This window comes from Arthrobacter sp. BGA-UO-ETr-C19 (assembly GCF_059568005.1).
Genome location: NZ_JCAQPC010000019.1, coordinates 143,156 through 166,705, shown reverse-complemented (window position 1 = coordinate 166,705; position 23,550 = coordinate 143,156). Strand labels below are relative to the sequence as shown.

Annotated in this window: 22 protein-coding genes and 1 pseudogene; 11 read left to right on the top strand and 12 right to left on the bottom strand. The window is 65.3% G+C overall.

The window, feature by feature from the left end:
* The 4 genes and pseudogenes from aspA to AC57BR_RS12230 form a co-directional block, all read right to left on the bottom strand.
* Positions 1 to 157, bottom strand: a pseudogene (gene aspA / locus AC57BR_RS12245) (aspartate ammonia-lyase); the annotation flags it as partial.
* A 226-nt stretch (positions 158 to 383) separates the two neighbouring features.
* Positions 384 to 1,091, bottom strand: a complete 708-nt coding sequence (locus AC57BR_RS12240; RefSeq protein ID WP_496360870.1) for a FadR/GntR family transcriptional regulator — start codon at positions 1,089 to 1,091, stop codon at positions 384 to 386.
* Between the two features lie 211 nt (positions 1,092 to 1,302).
* Entirely contained in the window at positions 1,303 to 3,006 is a 1,704-nt protein-coding gene (locus AC57BR_RS12235) for a thiamine pyrophosphate-binding protein (RefSeq protein ID WP_496360868.1), read from the bottom strand.
* 121 nt (positions 3,007 to 3,127) lie between these two features.
* Complete coding sequence (locus tag AC57BR_RS12230) at positions 3,128 to 3,631, bottom strand: Lrp/AsnC family transcriptional regulator (RefSeq protein ID WP_496360866.1); 504 nt, start codon at positions 3,629 to 3,631, stop codon at positions 3,128 to 3,130.
* Between the two features lie 93 nt (positions 3,632 to 3,724).
* On the opposite strand from AC57BR_RS12230, the gene hisC reads away from it, so the two are divergent.
* Both hisC and AC57BR_RS12220 read left to right on the top strand, forming a co-directional pair.
* Positions 3,725 to 4,834 carry a histidinol-phosphate transaminase gene (hisC, locus tag AC57BR_RS12225; RefSeq protein ID WP_496360864.1) on the top strand — a complete coding sequence of 370 codons (1,110 nt, stop codon included), beginning with the start codon at positions 3,725 to 3,727 and terminating at the stop codon, positions 4,832 to 4,834.
* 54 nt (positions 4,835 to 4,888) lie between these two features.
* Positions 4,889 to 6,331 carry an amino acid permease gene (locus tag AC57BR_RS12220; protein ID WP_496360862.1) on the top strand — a complete coding sequence of 481 codons (1,443 nt, stop codon included), beginning with the start codon at positions 4,889 to 4,891 and terminating at the stop codon, positions 6,329 to 6,331.
* A 30-nt stretch (positions 6,332 to 6,361) separates the two neighbouring features.
* On the opposite strand, the gene AC57BR_RS12215 is transcribed toward AC57BR_RS12220, so the two are convergent.
* The 3 genes from AC57BR_RS12215 to AC57BR_RS12205 all read right to left on the bottom strand — a co-directional run bounded on the left by AC57BR_RS12215 (position 6,362) and on the right by AC57BR_RS12205 (position 10,454).
* Complete coding sequence (locus tag AC57BR_RS12215) at positions 6,362 to 8,197, bottom strand: RecQ family ATP-dependent DNA helicase (RefSeq protein WP_496360860.1); 1,836 nt, start codon at positions 8,195 to 8,197, stop codon at positions 6,362 to 6,364.
* Between the two features lie 162 nt (positions 8,198 to 8,359).
* Positions 8,360 to 8,686: a YegP family protein gene (locus AC57BR_RS12210; RefSeq protein WP_496360858.1), complete on the bottom strand. Its 327-nt coding sequence runs from the start codon at positions 8,684 to 8,686 to the stop codon at positions 8,360 to 8,362.
* Between the two features lie 205 nt (positions 8,687 to 8,891).
* Complete coding sequence (locus AC57BR_RS12205; protein ID WP_496360856.1) at positions 8,892 to 10,454, bottom strand: amino acid permease; 1,563 nt, start codon at positions 10,452 to 10,454, stop codon at positions 8,892 to 8,894.
* A gap of 570 nt (positions 10,455 to 11,024) precedes the next feature.
* On the opposite strand from AC57BR_RS12205, the gene AC57BR_RS12200 reads away from it, so the two are divergent.
* From AC57BR_RS12200 to AC57BR_RS12180, 5 genes are all read left to right on the top strand, one after another.
* Complete coding sequence (locus AC57BR_RS12200) at positions 11,025 to 12,428, top strand: DUF6421 family protein (protein ID WP_496360854.1); 1,404 nt, start codon at positions 11,025 to 11,027, stop codon at positions 12,426 to 12,428.
* Positions 12,425 to 13,183 carry an SDR family NAD(P)-dependent oxidoreductase gene (locus tag AC57BR_RS12195; protein WP_496360852.1) on the top strand — a complete coding sequence of 253 codons (759 nt, stop codon included), beginning with the start codon at positions 12,425 to 12,427 and terminating at the stop codon, positions 13,181 to 13,183. The genes AC57BR_RS12200 and AC57BR_RS12195 overlap by 4 nt, the downstream gene beginning before the upstream one ends.
* A 140-nt stretch (positions 13,184 to 13,323) precedes the next feature.
* Complete coding sequence (locus AC57BR_RS12190) at positions 13,324 to 13,740, top strand: ester cyclase (RefSeq protein ID WP_496360850.1); 417 nt, start codon at positions 13,324 to 13,326, stop codon at positions 13,738 to 13,740.
* 368 nt (positions 13,741 to 14,108) lie between these two features.
* Positions 14,109 to 15,191 carry a TM2 domain-containing protein gene (locus AC57BR_RS12185; RefSeq protein WP_496360848.1) on the top strand — a complete coding sequence of 361 codons (1,083 nt, stop codon included), beginning with the start codon at positions 14,109 to 14,111 and terminating at the stop codon, positions 15,189 to 15,191.
* Positions 15,192 to 15,432: 241 nt separating this feature from the next.
* Positions 15,433 to 16,773 carry a hypothetical protein gene (locus AC57BR_RS12180; RefSeq protein WP_496360846.1) on the top strand — a complete coding sequence of 447 codons (1,341 nt, stop codon included), beginning with the start codon at positions 15,433 to 15,435 and terminating at the stop codon, positions 16,771 to 16,773.
* Between the two features lie 28 nt (positions 16,774 to 16,801).
* On the opposite strand, the gene AC57BR_RS12175 is transcribed toward AC57BR_RS12180, so the two are convergent.
* Positions 16,802 to 17,485 (bottom strand): haloacid dehalogenase type II, encoded by a 684-nt coding sequence (locus AC57BR_RS12175; protein ID WP_496360844.1) that lies wholly within the window; start codon positions 17,483 to 17,485, stop codon positions 16,802 to 16,804.
* 324 nt (positions 17,486 to 17,809) lie between these two features.
* On the opposite strand from AC57BR_RS12175, the gene AC57BR_RS12170 reads away from it, so the two are divergent.
* Entirely contained in the window at positions 17,810 to 18,415 is a 606-nt protein-coding gene (locus tag AC57BR_RS12170; protein WP_496360842.1) for a DUF1326 domain-containing protein, read from the top strand.
* Positions 18,416 to 18,434: 19 nt separating this feature from the next.
* Positions 18,435 to 18,956: a copper chaperone gene (locus AC57BR_RS12165; RefSeq protein WP_496360840.1), complete on the top strand. Its 522-nt coding sequence runs from the start codon at positions 18,435 to 18,437 to the stop codon at positions 18,954 to 18,956.
* A gap of 98 nt (positions 18,957 to 19,054) precedes the next feature.
* Here the strand turns inward: AC57BR_RS12165 and AC57BR_RS12160 are convergent, their stop codons facing one another.
* Complete coding sequence (locus AC57BR_RS12160; protein WP_496360838.1) at positions 19,055 to 20,146, bottom strand: glycerophosphodiester phosphodiesterase family protein; 1,092 nt, start codon at positions 20,144 to 20,146, stop codon at positions 19,055 to 19,057.
* 188 nt (positions 20,147 to 20,334) lie between these two features.
* On the opposite strand from AC57BR_RS12160, the gene AC57BR_RS12155 reads away from it, so the two are divergent.
* Positions 20,335 to 20,880, top strand: a complete 546-nt coding sequence (locus tag AC57BR_RS12155; protein WP_496360836.1) for a flavodoxin domain-containing protein — start codon at positions 20,335 to 20,337, stop codon at positions 20,878 to 20,880.
* Between the two features lie 49 nt (positions 20,881 to 20,929).
* On the opposite strand, the gene AC57BR_RS12150 is transcribed toward AC57BR_RS12155, so the two are convergent.
* The 3 genes from AC57BR_RS12150 to AC57BR_RS12140 all read right to left on the bottom strand — a co-directional run bounded on the left by AC57BR_RS12150 (position 20,930) and on the right by AC57BR_RS12140 (position 22,929).
* Positions 20,930 to 21,877, bottom strand: a complete 948-nt coding sequence (locus AC57BR_RS12150) for an SAM-dependent methyltransferase (RefSeq protein ID WP_496360834.1) — start codon at positions 21,875 to 21,877, stop codon at positions 20,930 to 20,932.
* 58 nt (positions 21,878 to 21,935) lie between these two features.
* Entirely contained in the window at positions 21,936 to 22,085 is a 150-nt protein-coding gene (locus AC57BR_RS12145; RefSeq protein ID WP_496360832.1) for a hypothetical protein, read from the bottom strand.
* A gap of 112 nt (positions 22,086 to 22,197) precedes the next feature.
* On the bottom strand, positions 22,198 to 22,929 hold the full coding sequence (locus AC57BR_RS12140) for an HAD hydrolase-like protein (protein ID WP_496360830.1): 732 nt from the start codon (positions 22,927 to 22,929) through the stop codon (positions 22,198 to 22,200).
* Between the two features lie 74 nt (positions 22,930 to 23,003).
* Between AC57BR_RS12140 and AC57BR_RS12135 the strand changes: the two genes are divergently transcribed.
* Positions 23,004 to 23,471, top strand: coding sequence for an Lrp/AsnC family transcriptional regulator (locus AC57BR_RS12135; RefSeq protein WP_496360828.1), 468 nt, complete (start codon positions 23,004 to 23,006; stop codon positions 23,469 to 23,471).
* The last annotated feature ends 79 nt before the right edge of the window (positions 23,472 to 23,550 follow it).

The window sequence follows — 23,550 nt, the reverse complement described above, 5'->3', positions numbered from 1 at the left end:
CCAGGTGCATGTTGGACGAGAGCGGCTGGCCGGTGATGGGAAAGTTTTCCACGGCGCGCAGCGTGTGGACGCCCCAGTACGCGCCGGCGGGGATATCGCGGTCGCCGAGCAGATCATGCTCAGAGCGAACGCTGGGGGCAGTGTTAGTGATGGTCAAGGGGGTCCTCACGGCTTCATTGACGGGTCTGGACGGAAAATCAGTTGTGCGGCAGGCGTGATTGAGGGCATGCTCGCGCAGGGCGGGAGCACTGGCATTGCGGCTGGCAGTGTGATGGGCAGAATGGTGCGACAGGTGGGTGACACTCGCAGGGCAAAACTGATCCCTGGCTGGAGCTCGCAGCAATTTGCTGCCGGGATGTTTTAGGGACTGGCGGAATCGCCGATCAGTTCTCGCCCCCGGGCACGATGCTCCCCAACGCACATTCCACACCGTGCAGGTGGCGTGTCATGGCCCTGGACGCTTCTTGGGCGGACCCGCGTTCGATGGCAGCGAAAATGCGGGCATGCTCGCGATCGGATTCCTTCCGCCTGTCAGCTACGAGGTTCAGCGTGTTGGACTGGTCAGCCATGGCCTCGCGGATGTCGGTCAGAACCCCAACAAAGACCCCGTTGCCGCTGCACCGGGCGATAGTGGCGTGAAACTCTGCATTAAGAAGGATCCACTGCTGGAGATCATCTTCATCAGACATTGCCCCGAGAATGTCGCGAAGGGCCTCCACGTCTTCAACAGTCCGCCGTTCGGCGGCAAGGGCGGCGGCAGGTACCTCGATGTGGGGCCTCGCCTCCACCAGGTCGCGGGCGGAGTATTTGCCGAGCTTCAGGTCCTGAACGGCCCGGTCCGCAATGACGAAGGTGCCCTTGCCGGTGAAGGTAGCAGTCAGGCCGAGCGCGTTGCAGGACTTCAGGGCTTCCCGGACCATCGACCGGCTCACACCGTACTGCTGGGCCAGCGATGCCTCTGAATCAAGCCGGGCTCCAACGGGGATCTTGCCGCCTTCGATGGCGTTCCGGAGGGACGCGAATACGGCTTCGGCGGCCCCGACCCGTATTACTTTATCTTGTCCAACTGTCCAGCTGTCCAACAGGTTCATGCCTCAAATATGACAGGCGTCACCAACTCTGTCAACGCGTTACTTTCCCGGCTAATACGAATGTCGAGACGGGCCAGGCTGCGGTGATCGGGGTGATGCTGACGTGCCGCTCTTCCCAAACTGAGTAGCAGCTCAGGGCGTTCCCAGCCCTGAGAACGCCCTGTGCTGCTACTGAGTTGGGTTGGAGGGAGGCACTTCGGCGGGGCCGGCCCTAGCCCGCCACCGACTCCTTCGCCGCCTGCGAGGCCCTCATCCATTCGCTCAGCCACGGAGCCCGGACGCTTGAGGTGATGCGGCAGTCGGCCACGAAGGTTCCCTTGGCGCCGGCATCGATCCAGTCCTGAAGCGCGGAGAGGTCCGCCAGGGTGCGGATGATCGCGGATTCGGCCCCGAGGGCGCGGGCGATGCCGCTGAAGTCCACTTCGGGGATCAGCATGGGCTTTTCGGTGAGTCCCCGTGAGCCGTACTGATGGATCTCGGCCCCGTAGGCGGCGTCGTTGTAGATCACGACGACGGCGCTGCTCGCCGCGCCCACGAGCGATTCCAGGTCGGACAGGCCCATGAGGAAGCCGCCGTCGCCCGCGGCCAGCACCAGGGTATTGCCGTCGTCCACTGCCCGGGCGGCCCCCACGGCGCTGGCCAGGCCGAGCCCGATCGCCTGGTAGGCGGTTCCCACCATGACCAGGTCCTGGGGGCGGGGGATGCGCCAGTACATGGGTGCCCAGCCCAGGAAGTGCCCGCCGTCCTGGACCACGGTGCGGCGTTCCGGCAGGACGGCATCCAGCGCCGAGGCAAGCGCCCGGGGGTCAAGGCGGCCGTCCGTGGTCTCCGCGGTGCCAGGGTGGTGGCCGGGCCCTTCGGCCAGCCGCTTGAGTGCTTCCGCGCGCCAGGCCTTCGGGGCGCCGGCCTTTGATGGGTCGGCCTCGGATGGGGCGGCGTTATCCAGCAGCCGGAGGATCCGGCCGGCGGCGGCCTTCGCGTCCGCACTGACGAACAGGTCCACCCGCGGGTCCGTCGGCTCCATGGCCGTGTCGATCTGGATCACGGTGGCGTCCGGGCCGATCAGGTGGCCGAAGCGCATGGTAAAGGGGGTCAGGCTTGCTCCCGCCACGAGCACCACGTCCGCCTCGCCCATGAGCCCGGCGGCGGTATCCGTGCCGAAGCCGCCCGCGACGCCGAGGTACCCCTCGCCCTGCAGCAGGTTCAGCGCCAGTGCGGTGCCGGCCGTGAGCGCGCCGAGACGGTCGGCGAGTTTCCGGAGTTCGGGGCCGGCTCCTGCGAGGTGGGCACCGCGCCCGGCAAGGATGAGCGGCCGCTTGGCGCCCGCCAGCAATTCGGCTGCCCGCACTTCGGCCGCCCGTCCGGGTCCGCCGTCGACGGCGTCCGGAACCGTAGCCGCCGGAGGCACTAAAAGCTCTTCCTCGGCCGCCTCAAGGGCCGTCAGGTCGTACGGAACGGCGATTACGACGGCGGTCTGCCGGGCAAGTGCGTACTCCACCGCTTCCTGCGTGATGGAGCCCGCGGCTTCACGGGTGACGGTGAAGGTCGCCGCCCCCAGCCCGGCGGCGATCGCCGTCTGGTCCACGTCCCACGGACGTGCGCCGCTGCTCGGGGCGTCCCCGGTGACGAGTACCACGGGGATCTGCGCCTGGACCGCTTCGGCGAGGGCCGTCAGGGCGTTGGTGTAACCGGGGCCGTACGTGGTGGTCCCCGCCGCCAGGCGCCCGGATGCCCGATAGTAGGCGTCCGCAGCCGCGATGGCGGCACCTTCATGGCGTACGGCCGTGAAGCGGAGGCCCTCCTTCTCGGCGGCGTCGAGGAAGTAGACGTTTCCGTTGCCCATCACACCGAACACATCGCTGACATAGCTGCTGAGAACCTGCGCCACGCGGCCGGACACTGTAAGTGAAGTCATGCAGGAATCGTCGGATCTAGTTTATGAATAGGCAAGAGCGCGGAATTCGGCTGGGACATTTGTCAGTTGAATTAGGTAATTAGTGAAAATATGCCCAGACGTGGCACATGTGACCGCCACCCTAGCCGGGCGGGCGGCCCTCCTGCTGCGAGAGCCGGCCCAGGAGGCCGTCGTAGCGGGGCGGCATGAGCTCCAGTACGGAGATGGCCGTGCTGGTCCGTTGGATACCGTCGATTTCCAGGATCTGGTTGGTGATGCGATAGAGATCGCCCGTGTCCCTGGCCACCACTTTGGCCATGAGGTCCGCATCTCCCGTGGTGGCGTGGACCTCGATGACCTCCGGGATCGCAGCGAGCCCGCTTTCGACCGATTTCGCGTGGGCCTGGCTGATGGCCAGGGAGAGAAAGGCCAGCAGGCCGTATCCGAGCGCCGCCGGGTCCAGTCTCCGGCTGAAGGACCTGAGGGCGCCGCCGCCCTCAAGCTTCGCCAGGCGTGCATGCACGGTGTTCCGTGCGACGCCGAGCGTCCGGGAAAGAGCCAGGGCGCTGGCTTCCGGGTCCTTGTCGAGGGCGAGGATGATCCTGGCGTCCAAGGAATCGAAGGTGCGGGGATTCGGGATGGTCATATTTTCACCACAGACGATAGAAGTTGAGCAGAAATCCCAAGGGCCTAACAGTATCTTGCAATGTGGCCGGGGTCACTTCCATGATCAAGCCTCATGACCAGCGATCAAATTCTGATGGCAACGGAAACCCCGCTTCCCATCCTTCGTGCGGCCGTCTCCGGCCTGCCGTCCTATGTCCCGGGCCGCCGTAGCGCCGGCGAGGACATCGCAGCCCTTGCCAGCAACGAAAGCCACTACGAACCCCTGCCCGCGGCCGCCGCCGCGGTGGCCGAAGCCGCCGGCAGGATGAACCGCTATCCGGACATGGCCGCCGTCGAGCTCCGCGAACGGATCGCCGGGCACCTTGCGGTCAGCGCGGGGGAGATCGCGGTGGGACCCGGCAGCGTAGGCGTCCTCCAGCAGATCATCACCGGGCTTTGCGACGCCGGGGATGAAGTGATCTTCGCGTGGCGGAGCTTCGAGGCCTACCCCATCCTGGTGGAGCTGGCAGGTGCCCGACCGGTCCGCATTCCGTTGGACGACGCCGAGGGCCATGACCTCGACGCCATGGCCGCGGCCGTCACCGAACGGACCAAGGTCATCCTGCTCTGCACCCCGAACAACCCGACCGGCGTCCCGATCAGCCATGACCGCATCGAGGTGTTCCTCCGCTCCGTCCGCTCCGACATCCTCGTGGTCATTGACGAGGCCTACGTGGAATACGCCGAGGCGGGCAGCGGCCCCGACTCCCTGGCCCTTTACCGCGAGTACCCGAACGTCTGCGTCCTGCGCACCTTCTCCAAGGCCTACGGGCTGGCCGGCCTGCGCGTGGGGTATGCCGTGGCAGCTCCGGGCATCGCGGAGGGGCTGCGCAGGACCGCCATTCCGTTCTCCGTGACGGCCCTGGCCCAGAAGGCTGCCGTCGCTTCGCTGGACGCGGCCGACGAGATGCGGGCGAGGGTCGCCGTCGTCCAGGAAGAGCGCTCACGGTTGGCCGCACGGCTGGAAGCCCAAGGCTGGAAGCTGGAGCCAAGCCAAGGGAACTTCCTGTGGATCCGAGCAGACGATGATGTCCGGGCGAGGCTCGTGGCAGCGTTCGACCAAGCGGACATCCTTGTCCGCGCATACCAGGGCGACGGCATCCGGATCACCGTTGCCGACCCTGCTTCCAACGACCGCGTGCTCCTGGTTATGGAAGCGGTCCTGGCAGCCCACGCGGCCTGAAAACCCCACCCGTTCCACCTTTACCCGTTCGACAGACAACCCAGAGGACTCCCCATGGAACAACAGACAATGACGTCTGCCCCGGCGCTTGGCGCCGCCCTGAAACCCCGGCAGCTCACAATGATGGGACTCGGAAGCGCCATCGGCGCGGGTCTCTTCATCGGTTCGGGCGCCGGCATCCAGGCCGCCGGCCCGGCGGTGCTGATCTCCTACCTGGTCGCCGGCACCCTCATCATCCTCGTGATGTGGGCCCTTGGTGAGATGGCTGCCGCCAACCCGGACAGCGGCGCCTTCTCCGTCTATACCGCCCGGGCCTTCGGGCCCGTGGCCGGTGCCACGGTGGGCTGGCTCTGGTGGCTGCAGCTGGTGGTTGTCATCGCGGCTGAAGCGCTCGGTGCGGCAGGCCTGCTTTCCACGATTTTCCCCGCCCTGCCGGTATGGCTGATGGCCTTCGTGTTCATCGCGGTGCTCACCGCCGTGAACCTCACCCGGGTGAAGAACTTCGGCGAATTCGAGTTCTGGTTCGCGCTGCTCAAGGTGGCCGCAATCGTCGGGTTCCTCCTGATCGGCGTCGCCCTCCTCTTCGGCTGGCTGCCGGGCATCCAGTCACCGGGCCTGGCCAACTTCACCGGAGGCGATCTCGCTCCGCACGGCTTCGCTGGGATCGCGACGGCGCTCTTCGTGGTGGCTTTCGCCTTCGGCGGCACCGAGATTGTCTCCGTTGCCGCGGCCGAAACCCAGGATCCTGCCCGCAGCGTGAGGAAGGCTGTCCGCACGGTCCTCTGGCGCATCCTCATCTTCTACATCGGCGCGATCTTCATCATCGCGGCTGTGGTTCCCGCGGGCTCGGCGGGCCTGAAAAGCCCGTTCGCTGCGGTACTCCAGGCCGCAGGCATGCCCGGCGCAGCCACCGCCATCACCTTCGTTGCCGTCGCGGCACTGCTCTCCGCCCTCAACGCCAACCTCTACGGGGCCTCCCGGATGGCATTCTCCCTCGCCGAGCGCGGTGAAGCGCCGCGCGCTCTCGCTTTCGTGTCCAAGGCCCGGGTCCCGGTTGTCGCAGTCCTGGCCAGCGTCTCCTTCGGCGTCGTCACGGCCGTGCTCGAGGTGGCCTTCCCGGAGAAGATCCTTCCCCTCCTGCTTAACATCGTGGGCTCGACCTCCCTGCTGGTGTGGACTTCGGCCCTGCTCGCCCAACTTGCACTGCGTCTCCGCGCGGACCGTGAAGGAACCGTCCTTCCGCTGCGGATGGCCGGTTTCCCCTGGCTGACGGGCCTCGGCCTGCTCATTCTCGCGGCCATCTTCACGGTGGGCTTCATCGGCGAGGATTCCCGTCCCCAGCTCCTGAGCACCTTCGGCCTCGTGGCCCTCCTGGCAGTGGCGAACTGGCTGCACCACCGTTTCATGAAGCCATCTGCCAAGGCCCCGGGCCACGTGGATTCTCCGGGCCCCGTGGAGTCTTCGGAGCGCGCCGAGACTCCGGTGCTCATCGACTGAAACCTCATCGACTGAAGTCCGGCTGATTACTCACTCCGCCAGCGTCAGCAGCTTCCCGTTGGTCACGGCCTGGCGGGAGAGGGTCTTGTAGCCCTCCTGCTCGAAGAGCACGGTGATCACGTCCTCCTCGTGCCGCATCACGATGCCCGCGCCCCACTCCTTGTGCACCACAGCGGCCTGGAGCGGGAACGGTTCGCCGCCCGCGGCCGCCGCGGCGCCGTCGTCGTAATCCTCTTCGTAGGCGGAGCCTTCGGCGCAGTTATCGCAGTTGCCGCACGGCTCGGGCAGGTCCTCGCCGAAGTAGCCCAGCAGGAACTGGCGCCGGCAGGCGTCCGTCTCCGCGTAGCCGCGCGCCATCTCGATCCGCGAGCGGTCCACGCGCTGGCGTGCTTCGGCGAGTTCGACGGCGTGCTCCACCACCTTGGGCAGTTTGGCTCCGGCTTCCAGCCGGACGCCGCGCTTGCCGGCCTTCACGGAGCGGGTCTCCTGCAGCTCATTCAGCAGCCCCGTCAGCCGGCGGCCGGGAATGCCGGTCTGTTCGGCCAGCGCCTTCTGGGTGACCGGGCCATCGGCGGCGCGGAGGGCGGTGAGAACGGCGAGCAGCGCGTCCTCGTCCGGCTTGTGGGTGCCGAAGAACTTGCGTAGGCCGAGGTCCTCGGGCCGGTAGTGCAGGACGGCTGAGGCGGGCTGCCCGTCGCGGCCGGAGCGCCCGACCTCCTGGTAGTAGGCATCCAGGGATTCGGGGATGTCGGCATGGAGCACGAAGCGGACGTTGGGCTTGTCGATGCCCATGCCAAAGGCGGTGGTGGCCACCACGACGTCGAGTTCGTCGTCGAGGAACTGCTCGTGGACCTCGTCCCGCTCGCTCTGCTTGCGGCCGGCGTGGTACGCCGCGGCGCGGAGCCCGCGCCCGGCGAGCTCGGCGGCGTAGGTTTCGGTGTCCTTGCGGGTCGCGGCGTAGAGCAGGCCGGGGCCCTTGAGCCCGGCATGGAGTTCGGCCGCCTGCTCCACGACGGCGCGCTCCTTGTCCCGGTCCTCAAGGTGCCGGACGACGTCCAGCCGGATGTTGGGGCGGTCGAAGCCGTGGACCAGCACCAGTGGGTCCACCATGTGCAGGCGCTGCTGGATTTCGTCGCGTACCGGGGGAGAGGCCGTGGCGGTCAGGGCGGCGACGGGCGGATTGCCTAGCTGCCCGCGGACCTCGCCTAGCCGGAGGTAATCGGGGCGGAAGTCGTGGCCCCAGGAGGAGACGCAGTGGGCCTCGTCCACCACGAACAGCGAGACCTTCAGCGCGGCCAGCCGCTCCACAGTCTCGGCCTTGGCCAGCTGCTCGGGGGCCAGGAAGAGGAACGCAGCGTCGCCGCGCTCGGCGGCCGCCCAGGCGTCCTTCACCTCGGAGTCCTTCCGGCCGGAGTTAATGGCGACGGCGGACTCCCCGCCGAGGTCCTCCAGCAGGCCGTCCAGCTGGTCCTCCTGCAGCGCAATCAAGGGGGATACGACGACGGCGGGACCGCGCCTTGCGCTGCCGGCGGCGGTGCCGTCGGGGTGCTTCACGCTGCCGTGGGTGCCGTGGGTGCCGTGGGTGCCGTGGGTGCCGTGGCCGCCGTGGATGAACAGGGCTGCCACCTGGTAGATGGCCGACTTGCCGTAGCCGGTGGGCATGACCGCGAGGACGTCGCGGCCCTGGACAAGGGCGCGCATGCCGGCAAGCTGGCCGTCCCGGAGGTGGGGGAGGCCGAGGTTCTCGGAGGCGATGCGACGGAGTGTGGACTCGGCTCGGGTGGACTCGTCGGCGGCTGTCCGCGTGGCGGCTTCAGTTCCTGCGTCTGCTGGGACGGCGGCTGTGGGGGCGAGGGCTTCGGTCATGGTGGCAGCTCCATAGGGGCGTTCCAAGGCCGGGTGTCTTCAGCCGTGAATCCACCCTAGTCCCAGGCCCGCCCCAGCGTCATGCCTTCCGACCTCGTGGCTCCCGGCGGCATGCCTCCCGGCGGGTCAGTCCGACGGGTCAGCCGGGTCAAGCTCGAGCGGTCAGATGGATCGGGCCTGTCGATCCGCGGCCGGGAACCGCGTGTGGGAGTGGATTCTGACGGTTGCGTGGCCGTGCCTGGACTTGGGGATGATGATTTCGCCGTGGCCGCCACGGCTCATGTCGCGGATGAGGCCTGTTCCGGCGACCTCCCTGGTGTGGGAAATCCCGGCAACAGCAGCCTGCTTGGTGGGGTACTTCACCGAAGTCGCCACCAGGGTTCCTGTGCCATCCAGCAGCCGGACGCGGAAGCCGCCGTCCGTAGCGTCGATGATTTCAAAGTGCCCGGCCATGATAGTTCCCTCCATCTGTGCTGCGTTTCCTGGCATGTCCCCTAGGTACATTCTGGACCCTTCCTGCCCGGACGGACCGCGCGGGTGCCCGGCGGATGTGAATTGCAGCAGTAGATTGTAGAACAGTCGAGATTGACCTGGGGAAAGAGCGAAGCCGGGTGCAATTTTCACCCGGCTTCCCTCTTTCTGGTCCAGATCCCGCGTTCTCGCCCTCGGCTACCGCGGTAGCCGAGCTGCATGGTTACTGGGTGCCGCCCCTGGGTTCGTCGTCGAGGTCCTTGGGTGCCGTGAGATCCATCTCGAGCAGCGGCACCACTTTGGACTTGGTGATGAAGCGGTGAGCCAGCCATAGAACGATGAAGACTGGCAACCCGATGTAGGAGGAAAGCACCTCCATGGTCCGTCCGGCAAGCACGGCCTCGTAGTTCTGTCCTGCGATCACCAGTATCAGCAGGGCGAAGGCCAGCAGTGGGCCAATGGGGAACAAGGATGCTTTGTACGGCAGGTCGCTGACTTTGTTTCCCTGGGCCAGGAAGCCGCGCCTGAAACGGTAGTGGGAGACCGCGATTCCCGCCCAGACGATGAAGCCGCATAGGCCTGACATGTTGAGCAGCCAGGAGTAAGCGGCACCCTGACCGACGATCGCGGAGAGGAACCCGAAGAGTCCCACGGCCGCGGTCGCCAGCAACGCCGGGATCGGCACACCACGCGCATTGGTTCGGCCGAAGATCTTCGGGGCCATGCCGTCGTGGGCCATGGCGTAAAGCATCCGGGTGGAGGCATACAGTCCGGAGTTGCCCGCGGACAGGATTGCGGTCAGGATCACGGCGTTCATCAAGGCCGCTGCGAAGGCGATTCCGGCGCGCGAGAAGACTAAGGCAAACGGCGATGCTGCAACATCGGACTCGCCGGAGGCCAGCAGGCTCGGATCGGTGAACGGGATCAGGCAGCCGATGATAAAGATGGCACCAATGTAGAAAAGCATGATGCGCCAGAAGACAGTGCGGATAGCCTTCGGCACTTCGCGGCGCGGGTTCCTGGCTTCGCCTGCGGCGACTCCCACGAGCTCGGTGCCCTGGAAGGAGAACCCGGCAACCATGAAGACCGAGATGATCGAGACCCAACCTCCGTGGAAAACGTCATCGCGGTTTTCCCAGTTGCTCAGTCCCGGAGAGTCATCCCCGAGGATGCCGAAAATCATCAGCACGCCGGCGATCAGGAAGAGCACCACTGCGCTGACCTTGATCAGGGAGAGCCAGAACTCCGACTCGCCAAAGGACTTCGCGGAGAGGGCATTGAGCCCCGTCAGCACCAGCAGGAAGATCCCGGCCCACACCCATCCTGGGACCCCCGGGAACCAGAAATCCATGATGATTCCGGCCGCGACCAGCTCGGCGGCCACCGTGATGGCCCAGTTGAACCAATAGTTCCAGCCGATCGCGAAGCCAAAGGACGGGGAGACGAAACGGGTGGCAAAGGACTGGAAAGAACCGGCGACCGGAATTTTGGCCGACATCTCGCCCAGTGACTGCATCAACAGGAATACCATCAGCCCGACCAGCGCGTAGGCGGCCAACGCACCGCCGGGACCCGCCTGGGAAATGGTGCTGCCCGAGGCTACGAACAGCCCGGTACCGATCGCCCCGCCGATAGCGATCATCTGCAGGTGGCGGCTGTTGAGCCCGCGCTTGAGTTCGTTGGTGGTTTCGCCGGAAGCGCGATCTGCCCCTGCCGCAAGGGAGGACGCCTGCTGTGCCGTTTCATCGGGTCTGACGTCTGTGGAAGTTCCGCTCATTGGTGTCATGCAACACCACCAAGGGGTATCAATGCGGGCCGGGTCGGGTTCCCGCCGGGAGCAATAGCCCGGTCACTTATTTGCGTGTGGGAGCCAAGTCCCATGGTGCCTCCGAAAAGGTAGCTGCGGTGGATTTAAGCCTTCCGGAGCCCCGGGCCGGGAAGGATGGTGATCAAGCTAACACACGTGAAGGAAGCGACCTTTGGCGTGGCGAATGTTGCACGTCCGACGGGCCAAGTCCTTACGAATAGGCATGGCTAACCCGATTTGAGCGTAAGATTTGCTGATTTGATTCCGCCCGGTGAGTAAGCAGCTCTCACGATCTGCTATGGCGGGTGCTTGGCGTCAGGTGAATGCTCGGGTCGTCCGCATACTGCGGCTTATTCAATCGGGATGCCCCATTTCTGGGAGGTGCTGAAGACACTCGACCTTAAGGTCGGGCGCAGGCATGGCAGTGAAGAGACCGCCCCAAGCACAAGTATCTCTTATTCACTATGGAATAACTCTTCACGAACGCTTATGCACTGCTAGCTTCTTCAGGAATCCCCTCAACGGACGACCTCAACGGAAGGAACGAGCATGACCGTAATCGCCAACCCGGAAGTGACAACCACCCGGGCAGAAGACCTCAAGGCGCTCCCGGCGTGGCTGGCGCTGAAGGCGGCCGTCATCGGGCTGCAGCAGGTTCAAGTGCAGGACGGTTCCGTTCCGGAACCCGCTGACCATGACCGGGCCCGCAAGAATATCGGCATCATTACTGACTCAATCAACGACCTGCGCCCCCACCTCCCCCACGACACGGACTACCTTGAACTGCTCGTGCAGGACTTCCTTCGGTGGGCGTCCGAGGGCTTCGTCGTACCGGACTTCCTCGACTCATTGGTAGCCTTCCACCCCGAGCAGTGGCGCATCGATGGGCTGCCGCACCTGGTTGTGTTCCCCATGTACACGCAGAACGGCAGCACCAACCGCTACTTCGAGGCCGTCCTCATCGAGGTCATTTGGCCTTCTTTCGTCGCTGAGCTGGAGGCAGCAAACTACTCCAACAAGCTGTTCGTCCCCATCAGCTTCGTCGATTTCACGCCCGGCTACGAGACGAACTCCGCAGTTCTCTTCCCCGAGAGCGTGGCGGTACGGAGCACACCGTCCTTCACGTGGGGAGGCATTTTCGCGGACCGCGAAGCTGCCCGGTTCCGTCGCGTCCTGAAAGCTGCTGCCGACATCACCTCCCTGGACCTGCCCGCTGACGCCGCGGAATTCCTCGACGACCAGCACCTCACGGAGAAGACCTTCGTGATGTGGGATCTGATCCATGACCGGACCCACATGCGCGGTGACCTGCCCTTTGACCCGTTCATGATCAAGCAAAGGATGCCGTATTTCCTGTATTCCCTGGAGGAGCTCCGCTGTGACCTGACAGCCTTCCGTGAATCAGTCCTCATCGAGCGGGACGAAACGGCTTCCGAGGACGCCCGCAAGCACGCCAAGCTGGTCCAGTACGCCGTGATCTTCGACCGCATTTTCCGCTTCGCTATTACCGGGAACCGGGTCCGAAACTACGACGCCGTGGGCGGCCAGTTGCTGTTCGCCTGGATGCACCAGCACCGGGTCCTGCACTGGACCGACGGAAAGTTGAGCATCGACTGGAAGGACGTCGCCGGCGTCGTCGTCGAGCTGGGTCTCCGCATCGAGGAACTCTACTGGCGTTCAATCGACCGGCCGAAGACCGCACACTGGCTAGCTGCCTACGAGCTCGTCTCGGAAACCCTCACCCCCCACCCGGCCTCTGTGTGGGCCAAGGGGCCGGACGCCCTTCCGCTCGACGGCCCTCCCCGGGGTCTGACCGACCAGATCCTTGATGACGAATTCCCCCTGTCGATGTTCTACGAGGCACTGGAAAAGAAGATGTCCTCGGTCATTGAATCAACTGCCGGGATCACCGGTAAGAGCCCTGTGAAGACCGAGGGCGAGGCGGGCGCATGAGCCAGGACCTCTCGGGGCGTACGGTCGTCGTCGCCGGGTCGACCAGCGCTGCCGGCGTCGCGGTAGTCCGCACCCTCTCGCACGCAGGGGCACGCGTGGCCGCCGTGGACATTCTTGAGGACCGAGTGCAGGAGCTCTCGGCGGAGTACGACAACGTCAGAGGCTATGTCTGCAACCTCGCGGACCTGCAAGCCGTTGAGGACTTGGCGGCGTCTGTCCGGAAAGAACTGGGTCCCGTGGACGGCCTCATCCATCTTGTAGGAGGGTGGCGAGGCGGTACCGGCATTAACGGCCAGACGGATGAAGACTGGGACTTCCTGCACACCAGCGTCCTCACCACTCTGAGGAACACCAGCCGCGCATTCCACCATGACTTGGCGACCTCCCCTGTGGGTCGCCTGGCCATCGTTTCCGCACAGTCCGCATCCTCGCCGACGGCCGACGGCGCCGCCTATGCCGCCGTCAAGTCCGCCGCCGAGGCGTGGACCCTGGCCGTGGCCGACGGATTCCGGCACCTGCAGGGAGGAAACGAAGGCCCCCTGTCCGCTCGGCACTCAGCCGCCCTGGTCTTCGTCGTCAAGGCTCTGGTCGATGACCGGATGCGCGCAGCCCAGCCGGAACGGAAATTTCCGGGCTTCACCGATGTCAGTGTCCTTGCCGACGCTGTGCAGCGGATCTTCGGCCTGGAGGCAGAACAGATCAACGGGCAGCGCTTGCCCCTCCCGGCCGGCCACCTCGTGGGCGCACTGGCATGATCCAGTCCCACTTCGGAACAACTGCTACCGCGCGATTCACGACCGTCGGGTTCGGGGAATGCATTTGACCGTTGAAGCGGCATTCGGGCGGGAGGACAATGCAACTGCCATACACAGCCACAACCACTAAGGAGCCGGAGATGGCTGGCGGACAGGGATTGATCAAGCGCTTTTACGACGAGGTACTGACGGGCGGCAATCTGTCGCTTATCGACGAGATGGTGACGGACGACGTCGTCGACCACGAGGAGGGATTTCCCGGCCAGCCCCCGGGCAAGGAGGGCGTGAAGTTCTATGTGAACGCCATCCGGACCGCGTTTCCGGACCTCGCGGTGAAGACGTCCGAGCCGGCGCTCGCCGACGGGAACCTGGAGGCCGTCCACACCGTCCTCACGGGGACGCACCAGGGGGATTTCGCGGGAGTGCCGGCCAGCGGCCGAAGCGTTGAGTTCGCGGGCATCGACATCATCCGCGTGCAGGACGGCAAGGTGGCCGAACACTGGGGATCGACCGACATGCTGAACCTGATGCAGCAGATCGGGGCCGTGCCAAAGTAGGGCCGGAATAGCGGCCCTGATAGAGAGCAAAAGTACGACGACGGCGGGCGGGGACCGCCGTCGTCGGACGTCTTTCCGGCGCGTCTTCCGGGACGCGCCGTGGCGTCCCCGCATGCCCTCCGGAAGCCCTGTATCATCCCTTCTGGGGGCGGTGACGCCAAAGCGTCAAACTGGGGGACAGCAGCAGATGTGCAAGCCATAAAGCCTTAAGCAAACGGGCTACCTGAAGCCATGTGCCTGCTGTCAGACGACGAGTCATTCCCGCTCGACCCACCCGTCCGCACCACCCCCATTCCGCACTGCCCACCCTCTTTTCTCACTCCGCCACCTCGGCGACCCCTGCCGTCGCCTGCCCTGAAAGGACCGCAATGAGCCACCCCGGCCCAACCCCGCCGACGCCGCCCTCCGACTACACCACCTACGGCGCACCGCAGTATGCGAACGGGCAGTTGTTGGACGGGCAGAACGCTGGGCAGGCGTATCCGGGGCAGTTCGGGACCTTCCCGGGGCAGTACGGAGCGGAACCGCAGAAGTCCTTCCTGGTCACCTGGCTGTTCTCGCTGCTCCTGGGCAGCCTGGGCGTGGACCGCTTCTACCTGGGCAAGATCGGCACGGGCATCGCCAAGCTGCTGACCCTGGGCGGCCTGGGCATCTGGTCGCTCGTGGACCTGATCGTCACACTGGCCGGGAGGCAGACGGACAAGAACCGGCGGCCGCTGGCAGGGTATGCGCAGCACAAGACGGTGGCCGTTGTGGTCACGCTGGTCCTGTTGGTGGTCAACCTGGTGATCGGTGTGATCAGCGGGATTGCTGCTGCCGCTGTTGTCCGGCAGGCTGCCACCCCGCCGATAATCTCGGCCGCGCCGGTCACGCAGGAGAGCGCCGCCAGTTCTTCCGCGCAACCGTCAGCGTCGGAGGAAGCAGCTGCCGGAGAGGACCGGCCGCACCTCGAGGCCCAGACGCTCACGGGTACAGGCGACGACATCAAGACAGTTGACCTCAAGGGACTCCCGGCCGTAGTGACCTTCACCTGCAAAGCCTGCAGCGGCAACACCGTCCTGGAAACGAACGGCGCCGAGATACTGCTGGTCAACACCACCGGCGCCTACGCCGGTTCGCACCTCGTGGACACCAGCGCGGGTGCGCCCACCACCGAGTTCAACGTCAGCGCCGATTCGGCCTGGACGCTGAAAATCGAGGACATCGACAGCGTTCCCTCCTCCACGGACAAGGTCACGGGCCACGGCGACAAGGTCCTGTACTGGGACGTGGCGAGCGACAAGGCAACCATCACCAACAAGGGTGAGAGCGACTTCGTCGTGCAGGGCTTCGGCAGCGAAGTCCCCGAGCTCGCAGTCAACAAAATTGGCAACTACAGCGGCACCGTGAAGCTCACCCCGGGCTTCGTCCAGGTCAACTCCGACGGCGACTGGACCATTACGGCGAAGTAGCGTCCCCTCCCAACTGAAGGCCCCGCGGAATCCGGCACCACGCCCGGTCCCGCGGGGCCTTTTGTGTCCGCTGGTCGAGCCTGTCGAAACCGGAGCGTAGCCCGCCGTCGTCGACTTTCCCCGTATCAGGGTCCGGCCACTGTGTGACATGCACGCCCCAGCTTTCCCGTGATAGGCGTGATAGTTCGGCCGGGTTCCTTGACCGGAACGGGCAAAGACCAACGGACACACTGGGGGTGTCATGGACATGCACATAAGGAGAACCACGCTCGCGGCGCTCAGCGCGCCGCTTCTGCTTCTGACGACGGCGGGTGTCGCGGGAGCGCAGGAAGCAAAACCACCGGAGGCCACCACCACCATCAAGTGCGAGGAGGCGGCGACGGGCGGGACGGCGCCTCTGTACGACGGCAAGTCCGCCTCGCACATGTACGACGCGCGCTTCAAGCCGGGCCCGGATCTGACCGGCAAAGAACTCAGCGACCACACGCCGCAGGGCGTCGCGTGGTGGAAGAACTGGGACGGAAAAGGCAACAATCTGCTGCTCGTCTCAACCTACGGCAAGGGCAAGGCTCACATCGTCGGCCTCGATCCGAAGGCCGGGGACAAAACTGTGGGCACCGTCGACATAGAGCCGAGGGTCAACGACTCGCAGCAGACCCACGCCGGTGCCATCGCAGTAAACGACAAGTGGGCCTTCGTCGACGGACCCAAGTCCGGCGGCTGGCACACGATCCGCAAGTACAGCCTGTCCGATCTCAAGAAGTCGATGACGGCGAAAGGCGGATCCGTTAACCCGGCGGGCGGAGACCGCAAAGTCTACGGCGCGTCATTCATGACCATTGACGGCAGCCACCTCTACGCGGGCAAGTTCAGCAACAAACACCGTGACTGGATGTACAGCTACACGATCGCCGGCGACGGATCCCTGACCCTGGACAGGAAAGCGGACGGAAACGGCCTGCGCTGGGAGGTGCCCCAGTGGACGCAGGGGGTGGCGGTCGCGGATGGACGCTTCCTCTTCAGTACGTCAAGCGGGCGCAAGTACCGCAGCAACCTCTACGTCACGAACAAGGGTGAAACGAATTTGGACAGGGCGTCCGTGCGGTGCTTCCGCGCACCGAGCATGGCGGAAGGAATCACCGCCACACCGAATGGCGAGGCGTACCTGCTGTTCGAATCCGGTTCGTACAAGTACAACGGTGCCAGCGGGAACCCGGCGATCAACGTCATCAAGGGCGTGCACCGGGCCAAACTCAGCACTCTGATCTCCTTGCCCGGCGGCAAGATCCACCTCGGAACCCTGCACTGCGTTGAGCAGGAGGACTTCGTCGGCGATGATGAGATCCGAATCCGGGTCGAGGACCAGAACCTGGGGAAATCCGTGCAGATCAGCGAGGGCGACAAGAAGAAAATCGACAGGACGGTCCAGTTCACCGGCAACGTTTCGGTGAAGCTCTATGAAAACGACGTCGAGGGCGATGACTACCTCGGCCAGCGGGTCCTCGAACCCGGCGGCAAGGACGGGATCATGGAATTCACGAAAGACGGCGCCAAATACCGGCTGAGCTACAAGGTGGCCTGAGCGTCAGGCTTCGCCGGAGGCGGTGCGTTCAACCCGCGGCGTTGGGCAATGCGCCAGCCAGGTCGGTGAGAGCGGACACCGTGTAGTCCGGTTCGGTGAAGTATGCCGGGTAGGGCGCGCCCGAGCGGTTGATCCAGGCGGTCCCGAGTCCGGCCCGCGCGGCGCCGTGAATGTCCCAGGGATGGACCGCCACCAGGAGCATCTGCTCCGGGTCCGTGCCACACGCTGTGGCGGCATGGTCGTAGGCTGCGCGGGCCGGTTTCCATGCCGGGGCGTCCTCGACGGACAGCAGGAGATCGAATTGATCCCGGATCCCGGCGTCGGTGAAGAGCTTCTCCGCGACGCTGGTGGAGCCGTTGGTCAGCGTGACCAGGCGGTACCCGGCAGCTTTCAGGGCGGACACTCCATCGGGCACGTCGGGATGGAGTCCGAGGCCGGCCATGCCCTGCATGATGTGGTCGACGGCGGCGTCGGTTTCCATGGTCAGGTCGGTCCCGGCCAGCAGTCCGCGCAGTGCCTCGGCCCCGATTTGGGCAAAGGCGCTGTTGTCGCCAGCCGCCGTGAGGGCGAAGCCATCGCGCAGCAGGGTGGCGAACCACAGCTTGGCGAGCGACGCCGGCGCGCCGGTCTCCGCGAAACGGTCGGCCATCGGGGACATGTCTGACAGGGTCTCGTTGACGTCGAAGACGACGACGGAGGGTTGGGTCGGCACGGAGCGGCTCCTTCGGCAGAGGCTGGGTCGTCCCCAGTCTTGCGCAGCTAATGTCCCGGCGGTAGGCCCCAATGACTTGGGTTTGGAAAGCAAACGGCGGCCGCCTCGAAAGGGGACAGCCCCCCATATTGCTTGGCACGATTTTCAAGACATCCCTCAAGGTTCACCAAGCAGTACGCCAGCTTGCGGTGGCCTCTGCACCAGCGGTCCGGCCCCGCGTTTTCCGCGTCTGCCCGGGCTTCTGTACCGCGGTATTTCCTTATTGACGCGGTCCATAGCCCGGAGCACACTCAGCGTAAGGGGGGCGTGGGAAAGGAGCCCCGAATGGCATGGCAAATCGAAGGCACGTACTTCGAAAACTGCAACTGCGATATGGTCTGCCCGTGTGCGACCTCAGGCCTTACAGTGCCTGGGGATGAGGACCGCTGCAAGGTGGCGCTGGCCTTCCACGTCCAGAAGGGTGACGTCAACGGCGTCGACGTCGGCGGCCTGAACGTCTGCGTAGTGACCGATGCTCCTGCCTTGATGAGCGACGGCGGCTGGAAGGTAGGCGTCCTTATGGACGCAGCCGCCTCCCCCGAACAGGCCGAGGCGCTCGGGGCCGTGTTCGGCGGCCAGCTGGGCGGACCGATGGAGGGCATGGCCCCCCTGATCGGCGAGATGCTGGGTATGGAATCCCGCGACTTCACCTATGAGGATGACGGGAGGGAACACCGCGTCCGGATAGGCACGGCGGTCGACATGTCGGTGGAGGACTTCGTCTCGCCACTGGACCCGACCGGCGCCGGCGTCAAGGTCAGCGGCATCGGCTTCCCCGCCGACACGTTGGCCGCCGGACACGCCACCAAGTCCACGGTGGATGTCTTCGGCCTGTCGTGGGACAACGCCGGAAAGAACTCCTTCTCGGCACCGTTCGCCTGGTCGGCCTGACTTGTCGGGGCAGGCACATGTGACAGTCCGCAACCAGGCGGCACTGCTGGTTCTGTTTGGCTGCGCGGCTGTCGCTTGGTATTTCGCCGTCCTGGGCTTCCGCGAGATGACCCCCGGGCCCGGGACGATGGGCTTGGGGCTTGCCGGCTTCCTGGCGGCTTGGACGCTGATGATGGCGGCTATGATGCTTCCGGCGTTATCGCCGCTCAAAGACTTCTGCCTCCGCCATTGCCGCTCACCCGTTGCGTTCCTGCTCCCTGTCTCAAGCTACAAGGGCCGGCTCCGCGACCTGCGCGTGGGGCTCTACCACGGTCTGTACTGCACCGGATGCTGTTGGGGGCTGATGGTGGTCCTTATCGCCGTCGGCGTCATGAACCTCGCCTGGATGGCCGTCATCGCCGTAACCGTGCTGCTGGAGAAGTCGTGGAGCCACGGGCGTGCGCTGAGCAGGATTGTCGGAGCGGCGCTGATCATCTTCGCCTTTTTCGCACTGAGAAATCCCGCCCTGCTGCCCGGCCTGTACATGTCATCAGGGATGTAGGCTCCGGTCTTGTGCTGTCCTGACCATCGACTGCTCCGTAACTGCACTTTTCAGGCCGCAAAACGGCAGCCATGGAGCAATCGATGGGGGAGCGAGAACTACCCAGCCACCGCGTAAGCCTTCGGCAGCTTCAGGCCGCGCTCGTCCATGAGGGTGCGCAGGCGGGTGGGGTAGTCGGTGATGATGCCGTCCACGCCGAGATCCATCAGGCGCGCCATGTCCGCGGTGGTGTTGACGGTCCACGGGATGACCGGCAGGCCGAACTCGTGGGCTTCGGCGATCATCTTCGGCGTGACGGAGGCGAAGGCGGGGGAGATCACGTCGTAGCCGAGGGCCTTGGCCGCCTTGGCGAGGGAGCCGTCGTAGTCGTCGATGTCGATGCCGCCAAGCTCGGGCGCCGCGCCGGGCTTGCCCACCTGCAGCCAGGCGTCGCCGCTGGAGAGTGCCACGACGGGCAGCTGCGGGGCGATCTTCCTGGTGTAATTCAGCGTGGACCAGTCGAACGACTGCACGGTGGTGCGGCCGGACATGCCCGCCATGTAGATCTCGGTGACCACGGCCTTGGTCAGTTCCACGGATCCCTCGCCGCCGGCCTGGCCATCCTCCACCTTGGTCTCCACGTTGAAGCGGATCTTCTTGGCGTCGAGATCGCGGACCAGCTGGAAGACGTCCTTGAGCTCGGCGATGCGGTTGCCCTCGATGACCTGCTGCTCCGGGTAGCCGGACAGCTGCTTGTAGCCGCAGTTGAGGGTCTTGATCTGGGCGAGCGACAGCTCAGCCACGCGGCGGCCGGCGTACGGGAACTCGGGGTCGTTCGGCGTAACCGGGGCTGTGTCCACGCACTTGTTGGCCTGCATCGTGTCGTCGTGCCAGACGATGACCTTGCCGTCCTCGGTCAGGTGCGTGTCCAGCTCGAGCGTGGTTACGCCCAGCTTCAGCGAGTTCGCGAACGCGGCCAGGGACTCCTCGGTCCACTCGCCGCGGCCGCCGCGGTGCGACTGCAGGTCGAAGGAGCCGTTGCGCTCGTCGGTCTTGATGGCTGTTGTTTTCGCCGTTGGCGAGGTGCCGGCAGCGTTCGACGACGGCGTCACGGCGTCCGCCGTCGGGGCAGCGACGGCGGGTCCCGCCGTTGAGGCAAAGGCGGCGGTGAAAAGCGCGACGGCGGCCGCTGCGGTCAGTACTTTGCGCATGGTGATTGTTCCTCCCGGAAAGACTGTGGCCGGCGCTGAGCCGCCGACCCGTTCACCCTAGGGAGGTCAGATGGCGAACGGCATGCGGGCAGGTGGCGGTGAGGTTAACGGCAGTGCCGGACGTACGGCAGGTTCCAGCTGGCACTTCTTCCATCAGAATGGAGAAAGAAAAGACAGGAGGCTCAACCATGACTGTCCTTGTTGCTTACGCGAGCGCTCTGGGTTCCACCCGGGAAATAGCTCAACATGTGGCCGAACGAATGGCGGTGGCCCTGGGCGAGGTCGAGTGCCGGTCGGTGGAGGAGGTCGAATCTGTCGCCGGCTACGAGGCTGTAATGATCGGCAGCGCCATCCACAACCAGGCGTGGCTGCCCCCTGCTTTAGCCTTCCTCACACAGCATGGCCCCGAGTTGGCCGAACGGCCTGTCTGGGCCTTCAGCGTGGGGATGTCCGACGGCCTGCCAAAGCTGTTCCGCGAGCGCGGTGCGGCACTGCAACAGCAACGACTGGAGGAGACGCAGTTCCAGGAAGTCCAGCTTCGCGGCCACGCTGTCTTCTCCGGCGTTTACCAGGCCACCCAGTTGTCGGCTCCGCTCCGGGGGCTGTTCCGCCTCGCCGGCGGCCGCTTCGGAGACTTGCGCGACTGGGCGGCCGTCGACGCCTGGACGGATCAGATAACAGTCGAACTCGCGAAGCCTGCTTCGTCCGCATCGTCGGACACGGACCCGGCATAGTTTCTCTGGATACGGCATGGTTTCGCCAAGAGTGGGCGCCGGAGACGGCCTACGGCCGCAAGGCGGTGACGAAGCCGCCCCGGGACTGGTCGGGGATCGGTTGCTGCTCTGGTGCCGGCCCACCGGGTCCTGCCGCGTCCGGAGCTGCCGCGTCGGGTGCGGCCAGCGCCAGGACGCGGCCATACATCGAACACAGCTCCTCAATGGTATGTCGTGTGCAGCGCCAGCCTGCTGCTTCCAGCAGTTCCGCCGGGTCCGGCGGATCGGCCCGCGCCAGCAGCTCGCTCATGGGCAGGCCCGTCTGCTCGCTGAACTCACGCAGCTTGGCCTCGATGCCGTCAGTCTTCGGCAGGGCAACAGCCCGCTCAATCACCGCACGGGATCCCGGCGCCGACAGCACCGCAACTTCCCCCAGCACAGCCAGCTGGGAAGCGGCATCGAGGTAGGGCAGCAGGCCTTCGAGGACCCAGGTCGTAGGCCGGGAAGGGTCAAAACCGGCTGCCAGAAGCGGCTCACGCCACGGCAGGGAAAGGTCCGCAGGCAGGGAAATCAGTTCGCACCGGGGCTCCGCGGACAGCCGGCCCAGCACATGGGCCTTGAACTCCAGGATGTTGGCGCTGTCGATTTCAAAGACCCTGGCGCCGGCCGGCCACGGCAGCCGGAAGGCCCGGGTGTCGAGCCCCGCGCCGAGAACCACGGTCTGCGTGGCAGCGGGGGCGGACTGCAGGAAATCGTCGATGAACCTGGTCCGCATGCCAATGTAAATGGACGCAAGCAGGAGCGGCTGCTGCAGGGGAGGGGCCTCCGCCGGTTCAGCCGGCCACACCGTCGGCAGGTCCAGGTGGGAGCGGGCGGCCACCACTAGGGCGGAGGCGAAAGGATCCGCCACGAGCGCGTCGGCCCGCGACGTCTCGACGGCACGGCCCGCCGCCACGGCCAGCGCCGTCAGCGGTAGCCCCTGGTCCTCAAGTTCGGTACTGCGTCCTTGCTCTGTCACGCCATACCCTCCCCGTTCGCTGGTTCCCTTTTGGTGAGCCTACTCCCGGTGATGCCTGTCAGAGCTGCGCGGCGCTGTCCCACCAGCCTTCCCAAGCAGCGGACGTGAGCTGGCCCTGGGGAAAATCGGTATTCGACACGGACTCTCCGAATTGGGAGTTCCCGTCAGTGCGCGCGGTGAAGAACAGATTCAAGGTATTCCAAAGCATGGCTATTTCCTTTCAATCAAGGGTGCGGACGACCCTCTTTCAGGTTGGAATTAGCGTAGCCACGGTATGTTTCAGCGCATCGATTCAACGTTTCGTTTGTGTATCCGTGTGCTCACATAGCGGCGCAGGCCCTCTTCGCGGAACTGGCCGACGGGCGGCGGTTGGCCACGATCAGCGGCAGCAGGTCTGCGGGGGACGTGACGACGGCGGCCGCCTGCGACGCTTCTCCGGCGTCCCCGTAGCCCCAGAGCACGAAAATTGTCGGGATTCCATGTTGGGCGGCTCCGGCGATGTCGTAGCTCCGGTCTCCGATCATTACGGGACTGGAGATATCTACGCCTTCGGATTCAAGGCGGAGCAGCAATTCGGCGACGACCTCTGCCTTGCTCGCTCTTCCGTCGCGGTCGGACGCCCCGCAGATGTTGATGAAATGGCCTTCGATTCCAAACCTTCGTGCGAGTCTTAGCGCTTGATCTTCCACCTTGGATGTGGCGACAGCCATCGGCATGCCGGCCGAGTGAAGGTGGTCAAGCAGTTCGATGATCCCGTCGTATGGGCTGGACTGTTCGGCGCCGTGGTCGGCGTATGCCTTGCGGTAGTGTTGGAGGGCCCTTTGGGCGGTTATGTCGTCCAACTGTGAGACTGTTCTGAAGGACTCGATCATCGGCGGGCCGACGAATTGTCGCAGTTTGTCCATCGCGGGGACCGGCGCGCCTACGGCTGCCAGGGCTCGGGCAGCACTTGCCGTAACGCCGGGTGCTGAATCCAGCAGCGTTCCGTCCATGTCAAACAGGACGCAGCTAATGCCGGTGAGAGGCGGACGGTCTTGCTGCAGAAATGTCATTTTTTCGAGTGCTTTCGGTCGTGGAATTGGTTCGGTGCTGGCGTGCCGGGGAAATTTTGGTGTGAAGGGTAGGCATGGATCGAGTGAGTCTTGATCAGATAGACCAGAGGATTCTTGCGGAGCTAACGAAGAACGCCCGGATGAGCCACGCGGAGCTGGCGACCAAAGTCCTGCTGTCGAGGAATGCCGTGCGCCAGCGGATCGAACGCATGGAACGGCAAGGGTATATCCAGGGGTACACGATCGTTGCCGGCCCGCCGGGGCAGGGGCCGGTGTCCGCCTTCCTGATGGTTTACAGGAAGGACCGGGTGCGGGGATCGGACGTCATCACCGTACTGCGGTCGATTCCGGAAGTGGTTTTGTGTGATGTCGTGAGCGGTGATTTTGATCTGCTGGTGAGGGTCGAGGCCCGGTCGCTGGAGAGGGTTCAGGAGATCTGGGAGCAGATTGCGGCCATTCCCGGCGTCACGGACACGGTGACGGCCATGACGCTGTCCAGTTACATCAGGCGGGGCCCCGGAGATGCCCGCGCCACCGAGTGATGCGGTCAGGCTCCGGACAGGTCCGCACGTCCGGCGGGCAGCACCGCGAGGAACTGGAGGGGGCGCACGGCGGCGTCGC

Excerpts from the sequence above, each read along its gene's own strand:
- AC57BR_RS12190 (WP_496360850.1), top strand. The coding sequence starts at position 13,324 with ATGGCTGGCGGACAGGGATTGATCAAGCGCTTTTACGACGAGGTACTG.
- AC57BR_RS12185 (WP_496360848.1), top strand. The coding sequence starts at position 14,109 with ATGAGCCACCCCGGCCCAACCCCGCCGACGCCGCCCTCCGACTACACC.
- AC57BR_RS12200 (WP_496360854.1), top strand. The coding sequence starts at position 11,025 with ATGACCGTAATCGCCAACCCGGAAGTGACAACCACCCGGGCAGAAGAC.
- AC57BR_RS12170 (WP_496360842.1), top strand. The coding sequence starts at position 17,810 with ATGGCATGGCAAATCGAAGGCACGTACTTCGAAAACTGCAACTGCGAT.
- AC57BR_RS12160 (WP_496360838.1), bottom strand. The coding sequence starts at position 20,146 with ATGCGCAAAGTACTGACCGCAGCGGCCGCCGTCGCGCTTTTCACCGCC.
- AC57BR_RS12155 (WP_496360836.1), top strand. The coding sequence starts at position 20,335 with ATGACTGTCCTTGTTGCTTACGCGAGCGCTCTGGGTTCCACCCGGGAA.
- hisC (WP_496360864.1), top strand. The coding sequence starts at position 3,725 with ATGACCAGCGATCAAATTCTGATGGCAACGGAAACCCCGCTTCCCATC.
- AC57BR_RS12240 (WP_496360870.1), bottom strand. The coding sequence starts at position 1,091 with ATGAACCTGTTGGACAGCTGGACAGTTGGACAAGATAAAGTAATACGG.
- AC57BR_RS12235 (WP_496360868.1), bottom strand. The coding sequence starts at position 3,006 with ATGACTTCACTTACAGTGTCCGGCCGCGTGGCGCAGGTTCTCAGCAGC.
- AC57BR_RS12180 (WP_496360846.1), top strand. The coding sequence starts at position 15,433 with ATGGACATGCACATAAGGAGAACCACGCTCGCGGCGCTCAGCGCGCCG.
- AC57BR_RS12205 (WP_496360856.1), bottom strand. The coding sequence starts at position 10,454 with ATGACACCAATGAGCGGAACTTCCACAGACGTCAGACCCGATGAAACG.
- AC57BR_RS12210 (WP_496360858.1), bottom strand. The coding sequence starts at position 8,686 with ATGCCAGGAAACGCAGCACAGATGGAGGGAACTATCATGGCCGGGCAC.
- AC57BR_RS12140 (WP_496360830.1), bottom strand. The coding sequence starts at position 22,929 with ATGACATTTCTGCAGCAAGACCGTCCGCCTCTCACCGGCATTAGCTGC.
- AC57BR_RS12135 (WP_496360828.1), top strand. The coding sequence starts at position 23,004 with ATGGATCGAGTGAGTCTTGATCAGATAGACCAGAGGATTCTTGCGGAG.
- AC57BR_RS12145 (WP_496360832.1), bottom strand. The coding sequence starts at position 22,085 with ATGCTTTGGAATACCTTGAATCTGTTCTTCACCGCGCGCACTGACGGG.
- AC57BR_RS12215 (WP_496360860.1), bottom strand. The coding sequence starts at position 8,197 with ATGACCGAAGCCCTCGCCCCCACAGCCGCCGTCCCAGCAGACGCAGGA.
- AC57BR_RS12195 (WP_496360852.1), top strand. The coding sequence starts at position 12,425 with ATGAGCCAGGACCTCTCGGGGCGTACGGTCGTCGTCGCCGGGTCGACC.
- AC57BR_RS12220 (WP_496360862.1), top strand. The coding sequence starts at position 4,889 with ATGGAACAACAGACAATGACGTCTGCCCCGGCGCTTGGCGCCGCCCTG.
- AC57BR_RS12230 (WP_496360866.1), bottom strand. The coding sequence starts at position 3,631 with ATGACCATCCCGAATCCCCGCACCTTCGATTCCTTGGACGCCAGGATC.